We start from the raw sequence: 22,754 nt of genomic DNA, 5'->3' as shown, positions 1-22,754 counted from the left end.
ATAACTAATAAAGAATGGTGGGTCATGATGGATTTGAACCATCGACCAATTGATTAAAAGTCAACTGCTCTACCAACTGAGCTAATGACCCGCTCATGCGCTTATTCATTTTGAATAAACTTACGTAAATCCGCCGATTAAAACTACTCATAGAATGGTGGGTTATGATGGATTTGAACCATCGACCAATTGATTAAAAGTCAACTGCTCTACCAACTGAGCTAATAACCCGCTCTATGCACTTATTCAATTATGAATGAAGCTTACGTAAATCCGCCGATTGATGCCATTCTTATTATAACTAATAAAGAATGGTGGGTTATGATGGATTTGAACCATCGACCAATTGATTAAAAGTCAACTGCTCTACCAACTGAGCTAATAACCCGCTCTATGCACTTATTCAATTATGAATGAAGCTTACGTAAATCCGCCGATTGAATCCATTCTTATTATAACTAATAAAGAATGGTGGGTCATGATGGATTTGAACCATCGACCAATTGATTAAAAGTCAACTGCTCTACCAACTGAGCTAATGACCCGCTCTTATATAAATTTTTGTACTAAAGTTTAAATTAAACCATTTATATTTATTAAATAAAAATGGTGGGTCATGATGGATTTGAACCATCGACCAATTGATTAAAAGTCAACTGCTCTACCAACTGAGCTAATGACCCGCTCTAACTTAACAACTTTAAATACTACGTAAATCCGCCGATAAAAGACCATTTTAAAAATGGTGGGTTATGATGGATTTGAACCATCGACCAATTGATTAAAAGTCAACTGCTCTACCAACTGAGCTAATAACCCGCTCTTTTTGCCGCATTTCGAGTGGGGTAACCATTCGTTTGCTGCGGGCGCTTATAATACTTATTTAAAAAATGAGTGCAACCGAAATTGTCTCTTTTTTTAAGTTTTTATGTCTAGTTGGACAATTTTAGACCGCTTATGACAAAAAGCAGTCTAATCAAGCTCATTCAATTATTTTTATAAACGATCTGTGGCTAATTTTGCAGCAGTTGTACTTGGATACTGATTGATAAGATCGTTCAGTATTTTTTCTGCTTCAGCTGCTAAACCTTGCTCTTGTAAAAGTGTTCCTAACTTTAATAAAGCATCTGGGCGTTTATTTGAATTAGGAAATTCATTTACAACGACTTTAAAATGCTCAATTGCTTTTACTGGCATATTTTTAATAGTCAATAATTGCCCAAGCCAATAATGTGCATTAGACGCATATACCGAATTTGGATACGTAGTTAAAAACGTTTGGAATTCAGGAATAGCCTGATCGTAACGTTTATCTTTCATTATTAATGCAACAGCACGCTCGTAAGCTTCGTTTTCAGATAAATCACTACTATATGTCTGTGCATTACTTTGTTGCGTGTAATCAGGCGCAGGTGCCGCAGCAGGTTGCGTATAAGCTTGGCTTACACGATTCTCTATTTCTTGATAAAGTTCACGTTGGCGCTGAAGTACTTTTTCAAGCTTATAGCTTTGCTCTTCAGTAACACCACGAATTTGACTTACTTCATCTTGTAATAAATTAAGTTGTTGCTGTAACTCTACTTGTAAAAAATTACGCGTTTGCATCAAATTTTCAAGTGATGCTAAGCGCTTTTCTATACTCGACTGTGAACTTGCAGCTTCTGAAACAGGAGCGGGAGCAGCCATTAACTGGGTGCTCCCGCTCAATATCATGGCTGCCAAAATAATTTTCGGCTTCATAATATCTCTTATCTTAGTAAACTAGTACCGCACGGCGGTTTTTAGCGAAAGCTGATTCAGTGCGAGATTTAACCATAGGCTTCTCTTCACCGTAGCTTACTACTGACATTTGGCTAGATGAAACACCTAAACTTTGTAGGTATTTTTCAACAGCTTTACCACGGTGCTCACCTAATGCAATATTGTACTCAGGTGTACCACGTTCGTCGGCATGACCTTCGATTAATACTTTAACTGATGAGTTTTGAACTAAAAACTCAGCGTGTGCGCGAAGTAATTCAGCGTATTTGCCTTCAACTGTCGCTTTATCAAAATCAAAGTAGATTACTTGCTCTTGACGTAGTGCTTCGTATTTTTGACGAAGTTCTTCTTCTGCACGTTGCTCAGGAGAAATTGTAGCTACTTCAACTGTATCATTGTTTGCTGATTGCTCAACAACACCTTGATTTGATTGATTTGCAGCACCGTCATCAATATCTGATGATGAGCTACAAGCTGCTAATGTCATTACTGGCACAGCAATTAGCAGGCCTTTAAGTATTTTGTTAAGTTGCATTGAGTAGATTCCTATTTTGAGTAAACCAGTAATATTACTGTAAATATGGCGACCAAGCTGGCGCCTTTACTTGTCCGTCTAGCACAGGTAAGCGTGCTTTAAAGCGACCGTCCATCGATACTAGCGCAAGTACCTGTTTGTTATTATGAAGCGTGCTATATATAATCATCGAGCCATTTGGCGCTATACTCGGCGATTCATCTAGGCGAGTTCGAGTTAATACTTGAAACGCGCCTGTAGCAAGCTCTTTCTTAGCAAGATGGTACTTACCGTTAGTACGGTTTACCATCACTAATTCTTTACCGTCGGGCGTTATTGAACCTGCAAGGTTCATGTCGCCGTCAAAAGTTAAACGTTGTGAACGCCCAGTTTTTAAATTTAACTTATAAATCTGAGCATTACCACCCCTTTCAGATGTAAACACAATATCTTGGCTATTTGGATACCAAGATGGCTCTGTATCGATACTACGATGGCGCGTAAGGCGTGTTTCTTTACCTGTTACTAAGTCTAGTAAGTAAACCTCAGTTGCTCCACCTTTATCTTTTGAAAGTACTAACAGGAGTTTTTTACCATCCGGTGAAAACTGCGGTGCACCATTAATGCCTTCATAGCTGGCAATAATTTCACGTTTTCCCGTATATAAATCTTGAACATAAATTTGGCTTTGGCGGTTTTCAAACGTTACATATGCCAATTTAGTACCATCTGGTGACCAAGCTGGCGACATTAATGGCTCTTTAGAGCGTAGTAATACTTGTTCATTAAAGCCATCGTAATCAGCAACGACTAACTGATATGGTTTAGCATCAGCATCACGTACTATTACATAAGCAATTTTAGTTAAAAACGCGCCCTTTTCACCCGTTAGCTTTTCGTAAATAACATCACTAATTCTGTGTGAGTAACGACGAAAGCCACTTTCACCAATAACACTTTCACGCGCTTCTAAAATATGGTCTTGGCTCTTTATTAATTTACCATTACTCATCATCTGCGTGTTGCCACCCGTTATCTGACCACGGATCACATCAATTAACTCGTAGCGTACTAAGTAGCGCCCGTCTGTTTGCTGCTCTACTTCACCAACAAGTATTGCTTCAGCGCCTTTATTAACCCAAGCAGCGTAGTCAATTTCACTATCTTTACTTGGTTGTTGCGGCATTTGTGCAATATCAATAGGCTTAAATTTACCACTGCGCATTAAGTCTGCAGCAATAACCTCATTTAATTTCTCTGGAATTGGACCAACACCATTGTATTTGAAAGGAACAATTGCAATTGGTCTTGCGCCATCTATACCTTCTGTTATTACAATTTCAAGTGCTGCGTGTGCAATCCCTTGAAATCCTAATAATAAAACTAAAAAGGCTACTTTTATTTTGTTAAACATATAATTCCTTTAAAACTCTGGCGCAAATGTGAAGTTAATATTTTTCAGCTCTTCAAACACATCTCTATCTTTAGACACTGGTAACGTATCAGCCAAGCGTATAGCTCTCATAACAGCTTCACAGACTAACTTATCACCACCTAACGATTTAACTTGCGTTACTAAGCCGTTAAAACCTAAACGAATATTGACTCGACATTGCTTGCCTTTCATTTTTTCATCTTGAAGTAAGTTTTGCTGAATACGCGCCATAATTAATGCGCGGTATTTGTCTACTTCACTAAGTACTTGCTGTTGGCGTACTTTACTACGTGCTGCCTGCTCTTTTGCAAGTTGCTCTTGCAGCATTTGCTCTTGCATAGCTTGTTCACGCTTACGTTCAGCTTCTCTTGCACGCTCTTTAGCCTCGATTTCGCGTTTTTTACGCTCAGCCTCTGCTTTTTTCAGCGCGTCTTCTTCAGTTTTTCGTTTATCCGCAGCAGCTTTAGCCGCATTTTCAGACTCTTGTTTCTCTTTCTCAGCCTGTTTTGCTTTAGCGCGTTCTTTTTGCTCAATTGCACGCGCTTTTTTAGCTTGTGCTTGCGCCTCTGCTGTTTCTTTTTCTTTAGCTTTGCGTTCTTGCTCTAGCTTTTTAATGTGCCTTGCTTCTGATTCACGCTTTTTACGTGCATCGGTTGCTCTGCGTTCTAAATCACGAATGCGTTTATCTTCAGCACTTTTTTTATCTTTATCTTTCTTTCTAAGCTCAGCAATTTTTTGTTCAACCATTTTTTGATCAACAGTAACTGCCGATACCGCTTTTTCTGTTTCTGGTATTGCCGAGTTAAGCGTTACTTCCATTACTTTTGGTGCAGGTGGATGAATATTTGCAGACGCATACAAAAATCCCCCAATACCCAAATGTAATACCACCGACTTAATTAGTGAACTATTCATACAGTTACTTTGTCCCCTCAAAGGATTCTGTCATTAATCCTACTGATGGCACACCTGCATTCTTTAAAAAGTCCATTAAAAGTAACACTTCTTGATACGACACTTTACCTGAACCTTTAATCATTACAGGTATATTAGGGTTCTTCATTAATTGTAATTTTATTACTGCCGCCACGTCTAGTGCTTCCATAGCCGCTTCAGGATCAGTGCCTACACTTACATAGTATTTACCCTCAGCATCGATAGAGGCAATAATAGGTGGTACATCTTTTGTATCAACTAAATCAGACTCTTCCATTTTTGGTAAGTCAACTTTAACACCGTGTGTAATAAGCGGAGCTGTAGCCATAAATATAATAAGCAGCACCAACATTACATCAATGTAAGGTACTACATTAATTTCTGCGACCGGACGGCGCTTTTTACGCTGATACATTCGCTTGGGCCTCTATTTGGGTAGCTGCTTGACGGTGTAAAATATTAGCAAACTCTTCCATAAAGTTAATATAGTGAGATTCTAGTTTTTCAACTTTATTAGAAAAGCGGTTATAAGCTATAACCGCAGGTATAGCTGCAAATAAACCCATTGCAGTAGCGATTAATGCTTCAGCAATACCTGGTGCTACCATTTGTAACGTAGCTTGTTTAACTTCACCAAGTGCAATAAAGGCATTCATAATACCCCACACTGTACCAAACAAACCTATATAAGGGCTTATTGAACCTACCGTTGCTAAAAACGATAAGCTTGATTCTGTTTTTTCTATTTCACGAGAAAGTGCAACACGCATTGAACGGTGTGTACCTTCCATTACAATACTGGCGCTTTGAAACGTGTTTTTCTTGTGGCGTGCAAACTCTTTAAAGCCTGCAGTAAAGAGTGCTTCAATACCTTGTGATTGACCACTACGTGACGATATTTCATTATAAAGTTTGCTTAAATCAATACCAGACCAAAACTTTTGCTCAAACTTTTTAGCATTATCTAAAGCATCAGATATCGCTTTTTTACGCTGAAAAATAATAGCCCACGACATTACAGACATAGCAACTAGTCCTAACATTACTAGTTGAACAAGCAAACTGGCTTCTAAAATTAGATCTAAAAAATTAAGCCCTGATCCCACGTTAAACTCCTAAATAGTTTCAAAATACGTCAAATTAATTAATTTGTATAAATATGACCGTTCACACAGTCAAAAGTTGCATCTAGTGTATATAGTCCATTTCAAGCTGACAACGATATTGCTATGAATAATCAACAAAAAACGTTGAAAATCACCTTTATTTTAATTTTATCAACTTATCGTAAGTTTTAAGTTCAATTGTAAATAACGGCACATGTCTAAAAAGTGCTTAAATATACGAATAAAACATCATAAAACACTTCGTTTATTCAAAATAAGTGCATAAGCACTCAAAACCAGCGTTAAACAAGCTTAATGTAATAGTAAAACTAATGCTGAGAATTAATAATAAATAGTACATATACTCTATTTTTCATTAAGTTATGATATTAACGATTAATTAACGCTCAGTATTAAAACAACAATAAAACTCATGGAATTAGTTTTTCTAATGTGAAAATACAAATTTTCTAGTTTGAACAAAAATCATATTTTACGTATTATCATTCCATACCGAACTAGCGCACCGAATGAGATAGTTTCATTAAGCCAAGTTCTTCGTAATCCGATATTTATCGTATTACATTGTTTTACTCTTTCGGATAAAACCTTAGATTGTAAAACATAGTTCCAAGATTATTCCCTTCAACTTGTTGTTTGCCCGCATTATTTGCGGGCTTTTTTTTGCCTGCAATTTATCAACATCTATAAAAGCGTTAATCAAACGTAGAGTATTGTTTTATACAAATCATATTTTTTGGCGCTATTGGGTTATTTAATTCGACAGTATCACTGGTGATTTAAATAAAATAAATAGGATACAGTTATTACCTTGTAATTCGATATTTAAGCAATTACAGGTATTACCTTGAATGGCACGCAGAATAGCGTCACGAGTCTTAACGCCCTGTGAATTAACGGTTAACTCATTTACAGACGTTGTATTTACAATATTATGTGGGTATTTTTTAGTATGTTTATGCTTTTTAGCTGCTACTTTCTTACGCTAAATAAGTACATTAATTATGAGTAAGACTCAAATAAACTCGCTTACTGCATATATCTGCAGCAAGCGTTATTAATTGGCTAATCTTTTTTGGTAGGTAATAGACCAAAGTGATGATATGCGCTATCTGACACAATTCTTCCACGGGGTGTACGTTGAATAAAACCTTGTTGAATCAAAAAAGGTTCTATTACATCTTCTATCGTTTCTCGCTCTTCGCCAATCGCAGCCGCTACATTATCAAGCCCTACGGGGCCACCCATAAACTTTTCAATAATGGCGAGTAAATATTTACGATCCATGTAATCAAAACCGCTTTTATCTACATCAATCATATCGAGTGCTTGTTTTGCCACCTCGGCATTTACTGTGCCATCTGACTTTACTTGCGTGTAGTCACGTACCCGACGAAGTAAGCGATTAGCAATACGCGGCGTACCACGTGAGCGTTGTGCTATTTCGGTTGCGCCCTCTTCACACATTTCTAAATCAAGATAATGCGCAGAACGCCCAACAATATGCGATAAGTCTTCCACCGAATAAAATTCTAAACGTTGGACAATACCAAAACGGTCACGCAGTGGCGATGTTAGCGAACCTGCTCGCGTAGTTGCACCAATAAGCGTAAACGCAGGTAAGTCTAGTTTTATAGAGCGTGCAGCCGGTCCTTCACCAATCATTATGTCAAGTTGGTAATCTTCCATTGCTGGATAGAGTATTTCTTCAACTTGCGGACTTAGCCTGTGTATTTCGTCAATAAACAGTACGTCGCCCTCTTCTAAATTAGTCAGTAGCGCTGCTAAATCACCTGCTTTTTCTAACACCGGACCTGATGTTGTTTTAATACTTACATGTAACTCGTTGGCAACAATGTTCGCAAGCGTTGTTTTACCTAAACCTGGCGGACCAAATATTAAAAGGTGATCGAGTGCTTCGCCGCGAGTTCGCGCAGCTTCAATAAAAATTTCCATTTGCTGTTTAACATGCGGTTGTCCTCTATAATCAGCTAAAAGCTTTGGCCTTATTGCGCGATCTATAGAGTCTTCGTTTGGTTTTTCTGTCGCATCAATTAAACGATCCGCTTCAATCATGGGTTACTCACAACATTGATTTTAAAGATTCTTTAATAAGAACCTCAGTAGACATATCTGGTTTACTTACCGATTTTACTGCTTTTTGTGCCTGTGGCAATTTATAACCTAACGCAAGCAGTGCCGATACAGCATCGTCGGCTGCATTATTAGCAATACGTGCATCACTTAATGGTTCTATTACGGCACTATCGCTGTATGGTGTAAATAAATCGTTGCCCCAATCTTTTAATCGATCTTTCATTTCGAGCACCAAACGTTCCGCTGTTTTTTTACCTACACCAGGTAATTTAACAAGCGATGTTGAGTCTTCGTTATTCACACAACTCACAAATTGTTTAGCCGACATACCCGATAGAATGGCTAAGCCAAGTTTTGGTCCCACACCATTTGCTTTTAACAACTCTCTAAATAAAGCGCGTTCTACTTTATTATTAAAACCAAATAAAAGTTGAGCGTCTTCGCGTACTACAAAGTGTGTATAAACAATCGCGTTTTCACCCACTTTTGGTAAGTCGTAAAAACAGGTCATAGGCATTTGCACCTCATAACCTACACCACTTACCTCAAGTAATATCTCTGGTGGTTGTTTTTCAACTAAAATACCATTTAAGCGACCTATCATATTTATTTCCTTAAACGTCCTCTAACGATTTTGCTTGCGCTGCCCGCTAGTTTAATTAAATTTTGTTCTGAGTGAGCATGGCAAATTGCAATTGCTAGTGCATCTGCTGCATCTGCTTGAGGTGTACCTGGTAGCTTTAAAATATTTTTTACCATGTGCTGTACTTGTGTTTTATCGGCGCCGCCGTTGCCCACCACTGCTTGTTTTATTTGTCTGGCTGAATATTCAAATACAGGTAAATCAGCCATTGCAGCACCAACAATGGCGGCACCTCTAGCTTGACCTAGCTTTAAAGCTGAATCGGGGTTGTGCGCCATAAATACTTTTTCAATGGCAAAGGTTTCTGGCGAAAACTGTTCAATAAGCTGCGTAATGCCTTGGTAAATCATTTTAAGTCTTACTGGAAAAGGATGATCTGCTAGTTTTATACAGCCACTGCCTAAATACGTAAACTTAGAACCTTGGTGTGCTACAACGCCATATCCGGTCAAACGTGAGCCCGGATCGATTCCTAAAATTATGGCCAAACAGTGCTCCATTGTTATTATTTTTAAATTACGCTAATAATGCCAGAGCACTGTATAAATTACCAGTACAAAGCAAAAACAAAAATGCCCACGTATAAAGGGGGCATTTAAAGGGTTTTGCTCTTTTTGGTTTATGCTAAAGCACGTACCAAACCTTGGGTATTTTGCTTAAGCGTTCGGGCAATCATAAAATACCCTAAACCAGCTACAAATATACCACCAGCAACAGGGCCAATAATCCAGATATGAGGGTGTAGTTTACCAGCAAGATCAAACATTTGTTGTTGCACAATTAATAAGGCTATATCGCTAAAAAATGCGGCTACTAAGCCCGCTAAACCACCTAGTAATAAAAACTCATACAAGGTCGCATTTTTAATTAATCGGCTTTTAGCCCCAAGCGTTCGTAATATAACAATTTCTTGCATGCGCTCGCCTAAGCTTGCTTGTACTTGCGATATAAGTACAAGCGCACCACATAACACAACAATTGCCAGTACAAACCCAATAGCAAGCGATACCTGCTTAATGGTTGATTGAATTTGCTTAACAAAGTTATCAATATCAATTGCTGTAATAGTCGGATACGTTCGAAGCAACTGGCTAAAGTCACGTTTTTGATCTGGGTTTATACGCACCGACGAAATATAGGTCGCCGGAAAATCAGCAAGTACATCGGGACTCAAAATAATAAAAAAGTTAGGTTTAAGTGTTGCCCAATTAACTTTACGCACACTGGTAATTTTAGCGTCGAATGACTGCGCACCTATTAAAAAGGTCAGCGTATCACCTATTTTAACGTCTAAGCGCTCTAGCATCGACTCTTCAACAGACGCCTCAGCTACCGCGTTTTCACCAAACCATTCGCCTTCTATTACTTCGTTTTGAGCCGGCTCGTCTTTTAGCCATGTTAAATTAAGTTCACGGCCTATACCTGAGCGCGCATCTTCATCTTTTTCTTCATTATCTTGCAGTGATACTTCGCGTGCTACTAGCTCACCATTTACTGCATTTACTCGCCCACGAATGGTTGGGTAAAATTCAGATACTTGAATATTCTTTTGCTCTAAGTAATCATTTATTGGCGCTAAGTCGTTTTGCGTAATATTAACCAAAAATGCATTAGGCGCGTCATCAGGTAATTGCGACTGCCAATCCGATATCATGTCATTTTTAAGCACCACTAAAAACAGCAGTAATTTAATAGCCAATGAAAAACTAATTAACTGCACTGCATTTACGTTAGCGCGCTTTTGAATCGACGCAATAGCTAGCGACCAACTATTACCTGGTTTTAAACCCAGTTTACGCCCGCCACCAAATATAAGTTTAGATACAACAAACAACACGCCAATCAGTGCAAGAGTTGATGTAAATAAAATAAGTGTAATTTTTATGTTATTGCTAAATAACCACATTAATAAAAATACAGTTAATGCACTCATGGTTAAATGCACACGGCTTACCGCAAGTTTATCGCCTAGGTTACGACGCAACACGCGAAGTGGTGGAATATCAAATAAATCAAACAAAGGTTTAATAGAAAACATAACAGCACAAATTACACCGGTGCTAATAGCCACTAACCATGGTTTAAAACCACCCATAGGTAGCTCTGTCCCCATACTTTTTGATAAATAACTCGTTGCAACTTCTTGCAAGCCATAGCCAATTAATAGCCCAACACCAACCGCCATTGAGCACACTAAAAGTAGATGTAGCATGTATATTTTGCGGATCATTGAGCGGCTGCCGCCCAGCGTTTTCATCATTGCAACTGGGTCGTATTGGCGTTCACAATAACGCTTTGCCGATACAGCAATTGCCACTGCAGCTAAAATAATACCCAATAAACCAGCAAGTAATAAAAAGCTTTCTGCACGATTTAAGCTATTTGATATTGGTGACTGGCGATCTTTTACGCCATACCATTGTTGGTTATCTTGCATTTGTGGTTTTAACCACTCATAAAAGCGAGCTATGTCTGCTTCATCGCCTGCATATAATTGGCGGTAATAAACACGGCTACCAGGTTGCACAACTTCAGTTTTAGGCACATCAGCAATATTAATTAAAACACGACGACTGCTCGAAAATACATTAAATGGAGCATCAGGCTCTTCTACTATAACTTTTTCTACATTAAATAAAGCTGCGCCAAGTTCTACCTGTGAGCCTATATCTATGTTTAAGCTGTAAAATACTGATTCACTTAACCACACGTTACCTAGCGACGGTCCATTGCTAGCAATTTTAGTTTCGCCAACTAAAGTGTCTTTAACCTTAAGTTGCCCTTTTAAAGGGTAAGCGTTAGATGCAGCCTTTACAGAGCTAAACTGCATTTCATCATTGGCAAACAACATAGTGTCAAAGTACACCATCTGTGCCGTTTTTAGATTTTCAGTTTCTGCTTTAGCAATAAACGAAGTATCGAGCACATGGTCGCTTGCAAGTACACGGTCAGCTGCAATAAACGCACTGCTTTTTTGAGCAATACTTTGACCAATTCGCTCAGTCACCATAGACAACGTAAGCACAGTAAGCACAGCGAGTGCAATTGCTGCACTTATAACCGTGAGTTCACCACGTCGAAATTCTCGCGCAAATAATTTTAGCGCTAACTTAGCCCACATCAGCGGTGTCCTCCGTTACACTTTTAACTAATAATCCAGCTTCAATTTGAATGATATGCTCACATTTTTGCGCTAAACCTTCATCGTGAGTAACCAAAATAAGGGTAGTTCCATGCTGGCTATTTAAATCAAATAACAACGTTTCAATCATTTTGCCATTTTTGCTATCTAAATTAGCCGAAGGTTCATCGGCAAATAATATTTTAGGCGTACCAATAAATGCACGCGCTATAGCAACACGTTGTTGTTCACCGCCAGATAGTTGCGACGGGTAGTGATCAACTCGATGGCTCAAGCCCACCTTTTCGAGCAACGCAAGGGCTTGCTCTTTCGCATCGCTTTCACCAGCAAGCTCTGCTGGTAGCATAACGTTTTCTAGTGCAGTTAAACTTTGCACCAACATAAACGACTGAAAAACAAATCCAATTTTTGCCGCTCTAAGGGCCGCACGTTCTTCTTCATCTAAATTATGAAGTGGCTCACCATCTAAAAATATTTCACCACTGCTAGCAGTATCAAGCCCTGCTAATAAACTAAGTAACGTAGATTTACCTGAGCCAGACGTGCCCACTATTGCAACAGACTCACCATGCTTGACATTAAAGCTGATGTCGCTGAGGATGGGCAACTCTCCTTCAAAGGTAGAGACAACTTTAGACAAACCATTTACTTGAATTATATTTAATTGAGAAAGCGCTGACATATGACTCATTCAATCCTACGTTTAGTATTCATTTTATTTTTAGTTATCAAACCACTAACAGCAGCAGCCGACAACACGATTTTAATACTCGGTGACAGTTTAAGTGCAGCCTACGGTCTTCAACAAGAAGAAGGCTGGGTAAAGTTGTTACAAGATAAATACGACGCAGAACAAAGCGATATTGTACTTATCAACGCCAGTATTAGTGGCGAAACATCTGGTGGCGCCCTACGTCGTTTAGATGCATTGCTTGAGCAATACGAACCCACTCATGTACTTATTGAGCTAGGTGCCAACGACGGTTTACGTGGTTTTCCAGTTAAAAAAATGCAAACTAACTTAACCGCTCTCGTTAAAAAAAGCCAAGCAGCTAATGCGATGACCGCCTTAATGGAGATTTACATTCCACCTAATTACGGTCCGCGTTACAGTAAGATGTTCACAAGCAGCTTTACACAAATTAGTGAAGATACAAATGCTCACTTAATGAACTTTTTTATGCTCGATATTGCTAGCAAATCTGACTTAATGCAGAACGACAGTTTACACCCTAACAAAAAAGCTCAGCCATTAATACGAGATGAGATGTATGACTCGATCAAAAAGTGGTTAAATAACGACTAGTAAATTAATACAGCGCAAGAGCGCTCTTTTAGGGCTCTTGCGTAATAAATACTCAAACAAACAATCGTTTATTGATTTTTAAAAAAATACACGTACTATTGCAATCAAAGTCGGTATGTGGCGCAGCTTGGTAGCGCACTGTCATGGGGTGGCAGGGGTCGAGAGTTCGAATCTCTCCATACCGACCAATTTATAACACCCTCTCAAGTCTCTAATTATCTATGTTCATCTAAATCTATTTATTAAATCTCTTCTTGTATTATTTATACTTTGCTTCTCAATCATTCCAACATTATTTACGCTCTTAGCTTAAAGTTTTACACATTTAAGGAACCATTTTTATTAAAATGTTTCTTAGCTTAGCTGTAATATAAATTGATGAGCTAATTATCGTTTCTGTGAATTAGTGAATAAAATCATATGCAATTGATATAACGTGATTTATATCAACCACTAAGTTTAAAAACAGATAATTAAGCGTATGATTTTTGCTCAGATATTAATAATAGGTTTTTGTTACCAGTGTACGATACAACTCCACAAAACTAAGTTGAATTTAAGACTACGCATTAAGTAACTTAGAATAACGATGATTTCAGTCATTCTGTAAAGGAAATAAAATGAAAATAGGGATAGATCTCGGCACAACTCATAGTGTGGTCGGCATTTGGCAAAATAACGCCGTTAAATTAATTCCAGATATGGAGGGGAACGTTCTTGTCCCTTCAATTGTTGGCTTGTCGGAAGACAATTATATTCTTGTAGGCCAAGCAGCTAGGGATCGATTAGCAACCCACCCCGCACACACAATTTGTGAATTTAAACGTTTTATGGGCACTGATAAAACCTTTTCATTGGGCGAGCAAGATTATAGCGCAACTGAACTCTCTGCCATTTTATTAAAAAGCCTTAAAGAGCAAGCTGAACATTATTTACAAGAACCAATAACTGAAGCCGTTATTTCGGTACCTGCCTATTTTAATAATAAACAACGCCAAGCAACGCAACAAGCGGCTTTACTTGCAGGCCTTAAAGTTGAGCGATTACTTAATGAACCCACAGCCGCTGCACTCGCTTATGGGCTCGATAATAAAGACTGTGAGCAAACTTACTTAGTACTGGACCTTGGTGGCGGTACATTTGATGTGTCGGTTATTGAGGTATTTAACGACATATTTGAAATACACGCCTCAGCAGGTGATAACTATTTAGGCGGTAACGACTTTACTAACGTAATTGAAGAGGACCTTTATAAGAAGAACGATTTATACAGAGGTTTTTTCTCAGATAGTGAAAACCGTAATATTTGGTCTTTGTGTGAGCGCTTAAAGTGCCAATTAACTAACGAGCCAGTAGCGAGTTTTAACTTTGAATATAAAGAAAAAACATACCCATATACTCTTACGCTGGAAAATTACCGTACATTATGTAGCGAGTTAATTGAACGTATTAAGTTTCCTATTAACCGTGCAATGTCGGATGCTGATTTAAAACTTGATGAGATTGATGGGCTAATTTTTGTTGGTGGCGCTACACGTATGCCTATTTTTCAGCAGCAAATTAGTCGTGTATTTTCGCGTATTCCGCAAACCCAATATAACCCTGATCATGCCATTGCTATTGGCGCTGCAATTCAAGCAGGAATGAGCGCACGTGATAAAGAATTGAAAGATGTAATAATGACTGATGTGTGCCCTTATACACTCGGTGTAGAAGTAAATAATAAACATAATCAATCAGAATTCTTACCTATTATAGAGCGTAATGCCACTATTCCTGTTAGCGAAACCCGCTCTGTTTATTCAAGTCATCCACAGCAAGAAAAAGTGCTTATTAAAATTTACCAAGGTGAAAACTACCTTCCCAAAGATAATGTTTTTTTAGGTGATTTAGAAATTGAGCTTGAACCGCTAAATACAGTACAAGAGTTTTACCTAACCTATACCTACGATCTTAATGGTGTGCTAGAAGTTGAAGTGACTAATGTTAAAAGTGGCAAAAAATACTGCACTTATGTAGGCGAGAAAGAAGAAAGCGTGAGCGAAAATGAGCTGCGTGAACGTTTTGCACGTCTTAACGCACTTAAAGTTTTACCTAAAGACAAACTTGTAAACACTGCATTTAAAGCAAAATTAGAGCGTTTATTCCAAGAAAACCTAGGGGATAAAAGGCGTGAAATTGGTGAGGCTATTGGTCAATTTATGGATGTATTAGAAACTCACGATAATCATAAAATTGAACGTATGATCGAGAATATAAAGCATTATTTAAGTTTTTAATATTAACTGATAAATAATTTAATTAATAAATATCACAAGCATTAAATAAAGAGTGAAGTAATGAACCATTGGAAAATACTAGGCATTGAAGCCACTACAGATAAACGGCTAATTAAACTCGCTTATACAGAGCTTCTAAAAAAAACATCGCCAACTGAGTTTCCCGAAGAGTTTAAAAATTTACGAAAAGCGTACGAGTTAGCAAATAAAGAAGCTAAACGACCTACTCAAAATGAAAACAAAGCACCCAATCAAGTATTTGAAGATGAGTATGAAAAACAAGGGGTTGTTGATGAGTCATTTTTTGATGAAGAAGAGCCCTCGCCTGCACTTACACAAGTTGAAGTAGTTAAGCCACAACCTATCGAGTTAAATTCTGTTAGTTCTATTTCACAGCTACAAATAGCGCTCAATGAATTATATTGTAATGTGACATCTCGCAGCGATGTTGAACAATGGAAGTTATTATTTTCATCGCCTTTATTTTGGGATGTTGACCAAAGTCAGCAAGTCTCATTCACTTTAATTGATTTCTTTTCAGAGCATTACTTTTTATCAGCCATGGTATTTAGGTTTTTAGATGAGAGTATGAAAATCTCTAGTGAACTCGTCACTAGTAAAAACAATCATTATCGCGAACTTGCCATTGCACTGCATCATTATATTAAGAGCCTCCCACTGCGCATAGATTCACCATCAAATATTGATGTGAATATCAGCTTTGAACAACTGCAGCAGCATCTTCAGCTACGTAACTTAATAGAAGAGCAATGTATATATTCTAAGCTTACAGCTGAGCAGCTAATTACGCTAATGCAGCGGGTCAACTTGGTATTTTATAATGATGAGTCACTGTATCTTTATGCTGCTAACTATTTATGGACATTGGGTGCATACACAGAAATCAGTAAGTTACTTGGCTCATTACCACCACCTACCGATGCAAGCATAGAACATCTGCGAGATTTACAAGCACACGCAGAATTTAAGCTTGAAAACTATGATATAGCACTCAATATTTATCTTGCGCAGCGAAAACTTATAAAAAGTTTTTATGCGATGAAGATGACTAAAGAGATTGGCCTGTGTTATTTGCACCTTAAAGATTATGAAAAAGCTTATATATTTTTAAACTCTTATTTTTATGTTTGCCCTGAGGATATAGACCTACGCTCTTCTTTGATTATCGCTCGTCGATACTACATAAAAGATCTTAAAAAAAATGAGGAAAGTAACGCGCTTAAAATAGCGACGTTGCAATTTGAAAATGGTCGCTATCAAGATGCGTTAATAACGACTCAAACATACTCTTTGGTTTTTGACGCTAATTGCAATTATTTACAGGCTTTATGCCTTGCTAAGCTAGAACGCTTAGATGAAGCATTTGACGTTTTTATCGCCTTTATGAATCTACATTTACAAAAACAGATAGATCCTTGGCCACTACTGGTTGATTTATTTATATATTGCCCAGATTCAATTGATTTCAATTTGATAATGGAAACTATCGCAAAAAAAATAAAACCATCTCCTAACACGTTTTATAAAACCCCTCGCGTGCTAGGCTCTGTACAAGAGAATATATACTCAGAATTAGAACTCAAAACATTAGATCTTCCAGCGACTGATCATGATGGAAAACCCAATAAACCCAAGGGTTACGCCCTCTATGCTGATTTAGACTATAAACAGCAATATGCGTGGGCAATGCTACATGCGTTAATGGCTAAATTAGTAAATATCGAAAACGAAGCGGTTATGAAGCAAATAAAACAAGCCGCTATTTATGCGATTAAGCAAGCTATGCCAAAAATCACACACCAACCAAGTTGGAGCTTAAAGTTTATTCACATAGCTTTTGATATAGATGATTTTGATACCTGTATTAAGCTCGCAAACATCACGATTAGCACGTTTTCTAATTTACCACAAACCTACTATTACAAAGGGCGATCGCTAGCTGCCTTAGAGCAATATGATGCAGCAATACCCATATTAATATTAGCCGCAGATAAATACGGACATCAGAGGCTTGGGATATACTCACTTGAATTTGCAGTGGAATGCTGTGAAAAACTCGTTGAATTTGGACAGCCAATGCATCCTAATTACAATGAGATATGCCTAAAACTGCAAACAACAAAGGAGATTGTAGATGCACAATCAAAGTGAAGTACCTTGTGTAATTGCGGATGATACGGACTTAAGTTCAGAGCAAAAATTATGGCTTATTAGCCTCTCAGGGCACCTTTCAATGCAAAATGGCTATTCATTGAATACCTTAAAGCATCACAATAAAAACTACACTGACGAGTCAGTTGCTAACGGTAATTTAAGTATTTTAGATAATGCTTATGGCGTTACAACAAAAGAAGAATTGATTAAAACTTTAAATGTTTTTTATAACACATCAAATAGTCAAGTTTTCATGAGTTGTATGGCTGAACTCACCAGAAATGATTTATTAGCAAGATACTACATTGAAAATAAATTTACCGCCTATCAAAATACGCCTATAGGTATTATGTCGGACTGGGCAGGAATACATAAATTCTCACTGGCTCGTTGTGGTATTAGAGCTTTTGATATTGGTCGCTATGCTTTTTTATGTCGTTGTGGTGTTAGCGTCAATTTTTTAACCGAAGAAGAAGCATGGCATTACCTTAAGCCTATTGGAAAACTGGCACAAACCTTATTTATTAGCTGGCAAGAATATGCAACTAGTTATGTAGTTGGTCGGTGTATATGGCAAAAGATTACAACTCAAGAAACGTACAGCGAGCCAAACCCTGACTTTAATTTTAGTCATGATTTATTTGAGAAAATAAATGATACGGCTGCTACATTACAAAGTATATTAGCTGATGACGAGCACCCTTGGTGCCAATTAGATTGGGAGATACACTTTTAATTTCAATCAAAATTGTAGTATTTTGATTTTATGGATACTTACTGAATAACGCCTTTTTGCAGTGGCGTTATTCAGTAAAATTAATATTAGTGCTTGCGCCCTACACCATTTCGTACCATGTCTTGCCCTGTTTGGAATACGTCTTCTGTAATCATGCGTGCTAAAAGTAGCTTTTGATTATCGTCAAACACAGCAACAAAACGGCTGCCATCTTTGTTATTAGTTGCCATACCAACACCTGCAACACCTTTAAGTCCAAAACCACCGTTTTCGACATCTATTAAAAAGCTTTCTAGTTCAGCTAAAGTATCAATTACGTCACTTTCATTATTCATTTTAAACTCTTTTATTAATGCCCCACACTGACTGAAGCTTTTAAATCATTTATGGATACTATTTTATAGAGTACAGCTAAAAACTTAAACCCTTTGTTGAGCACTAGGTTCTAAATTTGGGGTATAAATAGTGGGGTTACTATATTTTATGCAGTTTTATTTCTATTGAGTAAAGTAAAAGCGCTTTAGTAATTATTCTAATCAAAATAGTTAATCCCATTTCCTAATACAAATCTCAGCGTTAAAAAGGCAATAAGCGCTGTAACACTTATTGCCTTTAATTAAATTTAACTATTTTTTGTTTTATATTCATTCTTTAATTCAGCGTTGAGTTTAAGAATGAACAGTCGTTATCTCCGATTTTTTTGTAAAACGTCCTTTATTGTCATTTTAACTTTTTCATACTTTGATGACTCAACAAAACCAATCGAAAATGTTTGTGGCGTACTAAGGTATTTATTTTTATTACTCCGCCCAAAACCAAATACGGTCATGTCTGGCCTGCTTACATAATTATCTGGATGGTTATCATCTTCATGGTGTAAAAGGTAAAGCACGCGCGGGCTTTTTTCATCCCCAAATGCTATCCATTCTGGGGATGGTAAATCACTTAAAAATGGCTCATTAATTAAGTGTTTTTTATTATTAGCGCTATTAAACCAAAAATCAGTATCATCCATTTCACCAAAAGGTACACCTTCGTATTGAATCCAATATTTATAACCTGCACTTACTTTACTCATAGTAAAGTCTAAGCGCTCTGGGTAAAAGTCCCATTGCCCTTCCCACTTTTTATTTGCTGAGGTGAAAGTAATACGAACATGTTGCGCAGTATTAATATCAATTACTGACGTTGATAAATCTGTACCTGCATTTAGAGCATGAAAATAATTTCCATCCTGTTTATGAATTGCATTTGGAAATCCACGATACTCCCCTTTATGCCCAGACCCTTTTGCATTATGAAAACCAATCCAATCAATTCCATCACTATCTAACAAACTTGATAAACCACCGCCTTGTTTTTCAAGGTAATAAGTCGCGTTAGCTGTTTTAATAATATAGCTGGGTACATCACCGGCTGAGCTATCAATACCATGAGTAAGTAGAACCGTTTGTTTTTGTAAAACCTGTTGATTTTCAGTAGTGCAGCCATAAACAAAAAACATTAAACCTGATAATAAAACCAACCATTTTATTTTTATTAATATTGCTAATCTCATATACATCCCTTCAAAACTTATATTGCCAGTGTTATTATTTTTATAAAAGCGCTACATTAGTAATGAATATATGTAGCGCCAATAAAATTAATAATTACATTAAAGTTGTGCTGTAATTTGTGTTGGCTTTGCGCTTTTTTTCAATAAAAACCCCGTGCTTAAAATAATTAATGCACAACAAACAAAAATTAAGCGCCCCCATAACGGATTAGGTATTAAAGCCATAAAAATAATACCGCACCCCATGTATATCACCATAGATCCCAGTTTATTACGTTGTTGGCGGTCATAATCATCTTGCTCGTTATCAGCAATTACTGGCGTTTCTAAATCTTTAAAGAAGTCATCTGTTTGCTCTTTGTATTTATCGTTTTCTTCTTTATAAAACAATGAAGTTAAACAGAAGAAACCGGCTGTTATTACTAAGTGAGCGCCTATGGTCAATATTAAATTCATGTCTGTTGCTTCTCTTGATGTAAATTCGTCTATACCAATAAAGCGCGAAAAAACATCAGGTGTTAAAACGCTCATTACCAACCAAGATACAAACAAGCCAATTAATACAGTTACCCACGGAGCCCAAGACGGTGTTTTCTTAATAAATAAACCAAATATTAATGGGATAAGAATAGGCACTTGAATCATTACTGAAAAAGACATCATTAAATCAAACAAACTAAGCTCTTTTAATGACTTGAAAAACAATGCCATTACAATAACTAGTAAGCCGCTGATAAAACTTAATATTTTACCCATTTTAAGTAAATGTGCGTCATCAACTATTCTATTGCGTTTGGCTAAAAATGGTTGATAAATACTACGGATAAAAATACCTGAATTTTTATTAAGTGCTGAATCCATTGACGACATAGAGGCCGCAAATAAAGCAGCAAGTAATAAGCCAACGGTACCAATAGGCATCGCGTTTCTTGCAAAAACCAAGTACACAGCATCCGATGCTTTATTACCAAGTTCTGCATAAGCTAATGCCGCATCGGGGTATAAAATGGCTGACGCCCAAGGAGGAATAAACCAAATAATGCTACCAACACCCATTAATACCATGGCAAGTAGTGATGCTTTTCGTGCATTATCAGAATCTTTAGCGTTTAAAAAACGAAATGAATCATTTAAATTCATAATGGTTATGAGTTGCTTAGCAAGAAAAAATACAAAGGTGCCGACTAATAGCAAACCATAGTTCATATCTGGTCCCATAATAAAATCAGACGGGAACTTAGTAACCAACTCAACAGGTCCACCTACCATTACAAGCGCGACAATTGCACACGCAATAGATACCACTGCAACCACTAATGTTTGTACAAAGTCGGAAGCAACGACCCCCCAAGCACCCGACAATACTGAAATAAACAATACAGCTAGGCCAGTAACAATAATCGTAACGTTAATATCTGCTTCAAACACGGCGCTTGTAAATACACCTAAAGCATTTAACCAAATACCCGCGTTTAAAAAGCTAAATACAATTAAGGCGCATGAAAAAAACAATTCATTTTGACTGCCAAAACGGCGCTTAATTCCCTCTGTTGGTGTATCTACACGCATTTGACGAAAGCGGTAAGAAAAATATGCCCAACCGCAAAAGTAGGCAAAGGTATTTGCAAAAAACACAAGGCTTACAGCAAAGCCATCGGTAAAGGCTTTACCTGCTGCACCTGTAAAAGTCCATGCAGAAAATTGTGACATGAAGGCAGTTGAACCCACCATCCACCACAACATTCTACCGCCACCACGAAAGTAGTCACTCGTTGATTTAGCTGCCATTTTTTTGAAGGTAAAACCAATACCTACAACTAAAAGGAAATAACCAACTATTACCGCGTAATCATAGATCATGTTATTACCCTTTGATTAAAGTTTACTTACATCTACCCAGTAATCATTTTTACGAATTAAATCGATGAGTTGCTGATATTGGCTGCCTTCTTTGAAAGTTTGATAAGGCGCTACGTCTTCACCTTTAATATCATTAACTAGCTCGCGAATAAGGTAACGCCAGTTACGCTCTGTATCGCCTTCAACATCAGGTACATCTGCAGCAATATCGGCAGGTAATGCTTGCTCTAGCCATTCTTTATGGTCACCACCATTGTTTTCACCATATAAATAAAGCGGACCCGCACCGTAATGACCTTTAATATAAATAGCGCCTTTACTACCATAAAAAACGATATGATCTTCGTTAAAACGAGGGTGTAAACCACCATGTTTAAACATCACAGAAACCGGTTTTTTAGCAAATTCGCTTTCTAATTGAGCTAGCACGTTATATGACCATTCAACGTTAGATTCGCCCCACTCTAATGATGGATCGTTAATATCTTGCGGGATGAAGTCGCGGCGGGTTTTAAAGTTATGAACGCCCTCAACAATAGGTGCTTTACCTAAGTCGTCACGTACTTCACCCATAATTGACAATATTTTTTCACCTACTACAGACGTTACAATCGACATCATATGCGTAAAGTTATTATTTAAACGACCACCCCCCTCTTCTTGACGATGTGACCAACCAAAGGGAATATCACGCTCTAAATTAAAGTGAGATATGCATTCAACTTCTAATGGCTCACCAATTGCGCCTGCGGCAACTAACCGTTTTGCGTGTAATATTTCAGGCATGTATCTAAAGCTTGAAGCGAAGGCTGTTTTCACCCCTTTTTCGACAGCTAATTTGTATAATTCTTTTGAAGTACTGCCGTCAGCTGTTAGTGGTTTATCTGAAAAAACATGACATCCAAAAGCAATCGCTTGTTTTATTGGATCAACATGCGCACCACCTGGTGTAGCAATAGACACAACATCAGGTTTGCAGTCCTCCAGTGCCTTTTGCCAATCAGTTCCTGAGTAAGGAATTGCCATATCTTTGGCAACTTGTTGCACAACACTTTGTGTTCTTCCTACTATTCCTACTATTTCTGCACCAGCATATCTAAAAGCTTCAGCGTGACCTTGACCTGCGAATCCTGTTCCATGTATTAATACTTTTACTTTGTTACTCATGTCTTAATCCTAATTCTT

Annotated in this window: 19 protein-coding genes and 7 tRNA genes; 5 read left to right on the top strand and 21 right to left on the bottom strand. The window is 37.6% G+C overall.

Annotated features, from left to right (window positions below; all coding sequences use genetic code 11):
• Positions 1 to 15: 15 nt before the first annotated feature.
• From GQR56_RS13645 to GQR56_RS13565, 17 genes are all read right to left on the bottom strand, one after another.
• Positions 16 to 91, bottom strand: a tRNA-Lys gene (locus GQR56_RS13645).
• Between the two features lie 64 nt (positions 92 to 155).
• Positions 156 to 231, bottom strand: a tRNA-Lys gene (locus GQR56_RS13640).
• Positions 232 to 312: 81 nt separating this feature from the next.
• Positions 313 to 388: transfer RNA gene (locus GQR56_RS13635), tRNA-Lys, on the bottom strand.
• 81 nt (positions 389 to 469) lie between these two features.
• Positions 470 to 545: transfer RNA gene (locus tag GQR56_RS13630), tRNA-Lys, on the bottom strand.
• A gap of 62 nt (positions 546 to 607) precedes the next feature.
• Positions 608 to 683 (bottom strand) — tRNA-Lys (locus GQR56_RS13625).
• Positions 684 to 743: 60 nt separating this feature from the next.
• A tRNA-Lys gene (locus GQR56_RS13620) sits at positions 744 to 819 on the bottom strand.
• Positions 820 to 996: 177 nt separating this feature from the next.
• Positions 997 to 1,740, bottom strand: a complete 744-nt coding sequence (gene ybgF, locus GQR56_RS13615; RefSeq protein WP_166112396.1) for a tol-pal system protein YbgF — start codon at positions 1,738 to 1,740, stop codon at positions 997 to 999.
• 13 nt (positions 1,741 to 1,753) lie between these two features.
• Positions 1,754 to 2,296 carry a peptidoglycan-associated lipoprotein Pal gene (gene pal / locus GQR56_RS13610; RefSeq protein WP_024612134.1) on the bottom strand — a complete coding sequence of 181 codons (543 nt, stop codon included), beginning with the start codon at positions 2,294 to 2,296 and terminating at the stop codon, positions 1,754 to 1,756.
• A gap of 34 nt (positions 2,297 to 2,330) precedes the next feature.
• Positions 2,331 to 3,689 (bottom strand): Tol-Pal system beta propeller repeat protein TolB, encoded by a 1,359-nt coding sequence (gene tolB, locus GQR56_RS13605; protein WP_166112393.1) that lies wholly within the window; start codon positions 3,687 to 3,689, stop codon positions 2,331 to 2,333.
• Between the two features lie 9 nt (positions 3,690 to 3,698).
• Complete coding sequence (gene tolA / locus GQR56_RS13600) at positions 3,699 to 4,625, bottom strand: cell envelope integrity protein TolA (RefSeq protein ID WP_166112390.1); 927 nt, start codon at positions 4,623 to 4,625, stop codon at positions 3,699 to 3,701.
• Positions 4,626 to 4,629: 4 nt separating this feature from the next.
• Entirely contained in the window at positions 4,630 to 5,061 is a 432-nt protein-coding gene (tolR, locus tag GQR56_RS13595; protein WP_024612131.1) for a protein TolR, read from the bottom strand.
• Positions 5,048 to 5,752 carry a protein TolQ gene (gene tolQ / locus GQR56_RS13590; protein WP_024612130.1) on the bottom strand — a complete coding sequence of 235 codons (705 nt, stop codon included), beginning with the start codon at positions 5,750 to 5,752 and terminating at the stop codon, positions 5,048 to 5,050. Before tolQ ends, tolR begins: the two co-directional genes overlap by 14 nt.
• Before the next feature lie 1,086 nt (positions 5,753 to 6,838).
• Complete coding sequence (gene ruvB, locus GQR56_RS13585; protein WP_166112387.1) at positions 6,839 to 7,849, bottom strand: Holliday junction branch migration DNA helicase RuvB; 1,011 nt, start codon at positions 7,847 to 7,849, stop codon at positions 6,839 to 6,841.
• A gap of 7 nt (positions 7,850 to 7,856) precedes the next feature.
• Complete coding sequence (gene ruvA / locus GQR56_RS13580) at positions 7,857 to 8,474, bottom strand: Holliday junction branch migration protein RuvA (RefSeq protein ID WP_024612129.1); 618 nt, start codon at positions 8,472 to 8,474, stop codon at positions 7,857 to 7,859.
• Between the two features lie 2 nt (positions 8,475 to 8,476).
• Entirely contained in the window at positions 8,477 to 9,001 is a 525-nt protein-coding gene (ruvC, locus tag GQR56_RS13575) for a crossover junction endodeoxyribonuclease RuvC (RefSeq protein WP_024612128.1), read from the bottom strand.
• A gap of 131 nt (positions 9,002 to 9,132) precedes the next feature.
• Entirely contained in the window at positions 9,133 to 11,634 is a 2,502-nt protein-coding gene (locus GQR56_RS13570) for an FtsX-like permease family protein (RefSeq protein ID WP_166112384.1), read from the bottom strand.
• Positions 11,624 to 12,337: an ABC transporter ATP-binding protein gene (locus GQR56_RS13565; RefSeq protein ID WP_166112402.1), complete on the bottom strand. Its 714-nt coding sequence runs from the start codon at positions 12,335 to 12,337 to the stop codon at positions 11,624 to 11,626. The genes GQR56_RS13570 and GQR56_RS13565 overlap by 11 nt, the downstream gene beginning before the upstream one ends.
• Here GQR56_RS13565 and GQR56_RS13560 point away from each other — a divergent pair, their 5' ends adjacent.
• The 5 genes from GQR56_RS13560 to GQR56_RS13540 all read left to right on the top strand — a co-directional run bounded on the left by GQR56_RS13560 (position 12,338) and on the right by GQR56_RS13540 (position 18,151).
• The gene (locus GQR56_RS13560) at positions 12,338 to 12,961 is read left to right on the top strand and encodes an arylesterase (RefSeq protein ID WP_166112381.1); all 624 of its coding nucleotides are present in this window, start codon (positions 12,338 to 12,340) and stop codon (positions 12,959 to 12,961) included.
• A 111-nt stretch (positions 12,962 to 13,072) separates the two neighbouring features.
• Positions 13,073 to 13,149, top strand: a tRNA-Pro gene (locus GQR56_RS13555).
• Positions 13,150 to 13,581: 432 nt separating this feature from the next.
• Positions 13,582 to 15,240 carry a molecular chaperone HscC gene (locus GQR56_RS13550; RefSeq protein WP_166112379.1) on the top strand — a complete coding sequence of 553 codons (1,659 nt, stop codon included), beginning with the start codon at positions 13,582 to 13,584 and terminating at the stop codon, positions 15,238 to 15,240.
• Positions 15,241 to 15,300: 60 nt separating this feature from the next.
• On the top strand, positions 15,301 to 17,412 hold the full coding sequence (locus tag GQR56_RS13545) for a CDC27 family protein (protein ID WP_166112375.1): 2,112 nt from the start codon (positions 15,301 to 15,303) through the stop codon (positions 17,410 to 17,412).
• On the top strand, positions 17,396 to 18,151 hold the full coding sequence (locus GQR56_RS13540) for a DUF1266 domain-containing protein (RefSeq protein WP_166112372.1): 756 nt from the start codon (positions 17,396 to 17,398) through the stop codon (positions 18,149 to 18,151). The genes GQR56_RS13545 and GQR56_RS13540 overlap by 17 nt, the downstream gene beginning before the upstream one ends.
• Positions 18,152 to 18,237: 86 nt before the next feature.
• On the opposite strand, the gene GQR56_RS13535 is transcribed toward GQR56_RS13540, so the two are convergent.
• The 4 genes from GQR56_RS13535 to GQR56_RS13520 all read right to left on the bottom strand — a co-directional run bounded on the left by GQR56_RS13535 (position 18,238) and on the right by GQR56_RS13520 (position 22,736).
• A complete protein-coding gene (locus GQR56_RS13535; RefSeq protein ID WP_166112369.1) occupies positions 18,238 to 18,486 on the bottom strand; it encodes a hypothetical protein in 249 nt (82 codons plus the stop codon).
• A gap of 350 nt (positions 18,487 to 18,836) precedes the next feature.
• Positions 18,837 to 19,655: a hypothetical protein gene (locus tag GQR56_RS13530; protein WP_240920937.1), complete on the bottom strand. Its 819-nt coding sequence runs from the start codon at positions 19,653 to 19,655 to the stop codon at positions 18,837 to 18,839.
• A 153-nt stretch (positions 19,656 to 19,808) separates the two neighbouring features.
• Positions 19,809 to 21,569 carry a transporter gene (locus GQR56_RS13525; RefSeq protein ID WP_024611046.1) on the bottom strand — a complete coding sequence of 587 codons (1,761 nt, stop codon included), beginning with the start codon at positions 21,567 to 21,569 and terminating at the stop codon, positions 19,809 to 19,811.
• Positions 21,570 to 21,584: 15 nt separating this feature from the next.
• The gene (locus GQR56_RS13520; RefSeq protein ID WP_166112363.1) at positions 21,585 to 22,736 is read right to left on the bottom strand and encodes a Gfo/Idh/MocA family oxidoreductase; all 1,152 of its coding nucleotides are present in this window, start codon (positions 22,734 to 22,736) and stop codon (positions 21,585 to 21,587) included.
• Between the last annotated feature and the right edge of the window lie 18 nt (positions 22,737 to 22,754).

Source organism: Pseudoalteromonas sp. Z9A5 (assembly GCF_011378875.1).
Taxonomy (GTDB): domain Bacteria; phylum Pseudomonadota; class Gammaproteobacteria; order Enterobacterales; family Alteromonadaceae; genus Pseudoalteromonas.
This window is presented reverse-complemented; position numbering and strand designations above follow the sequence as displayed.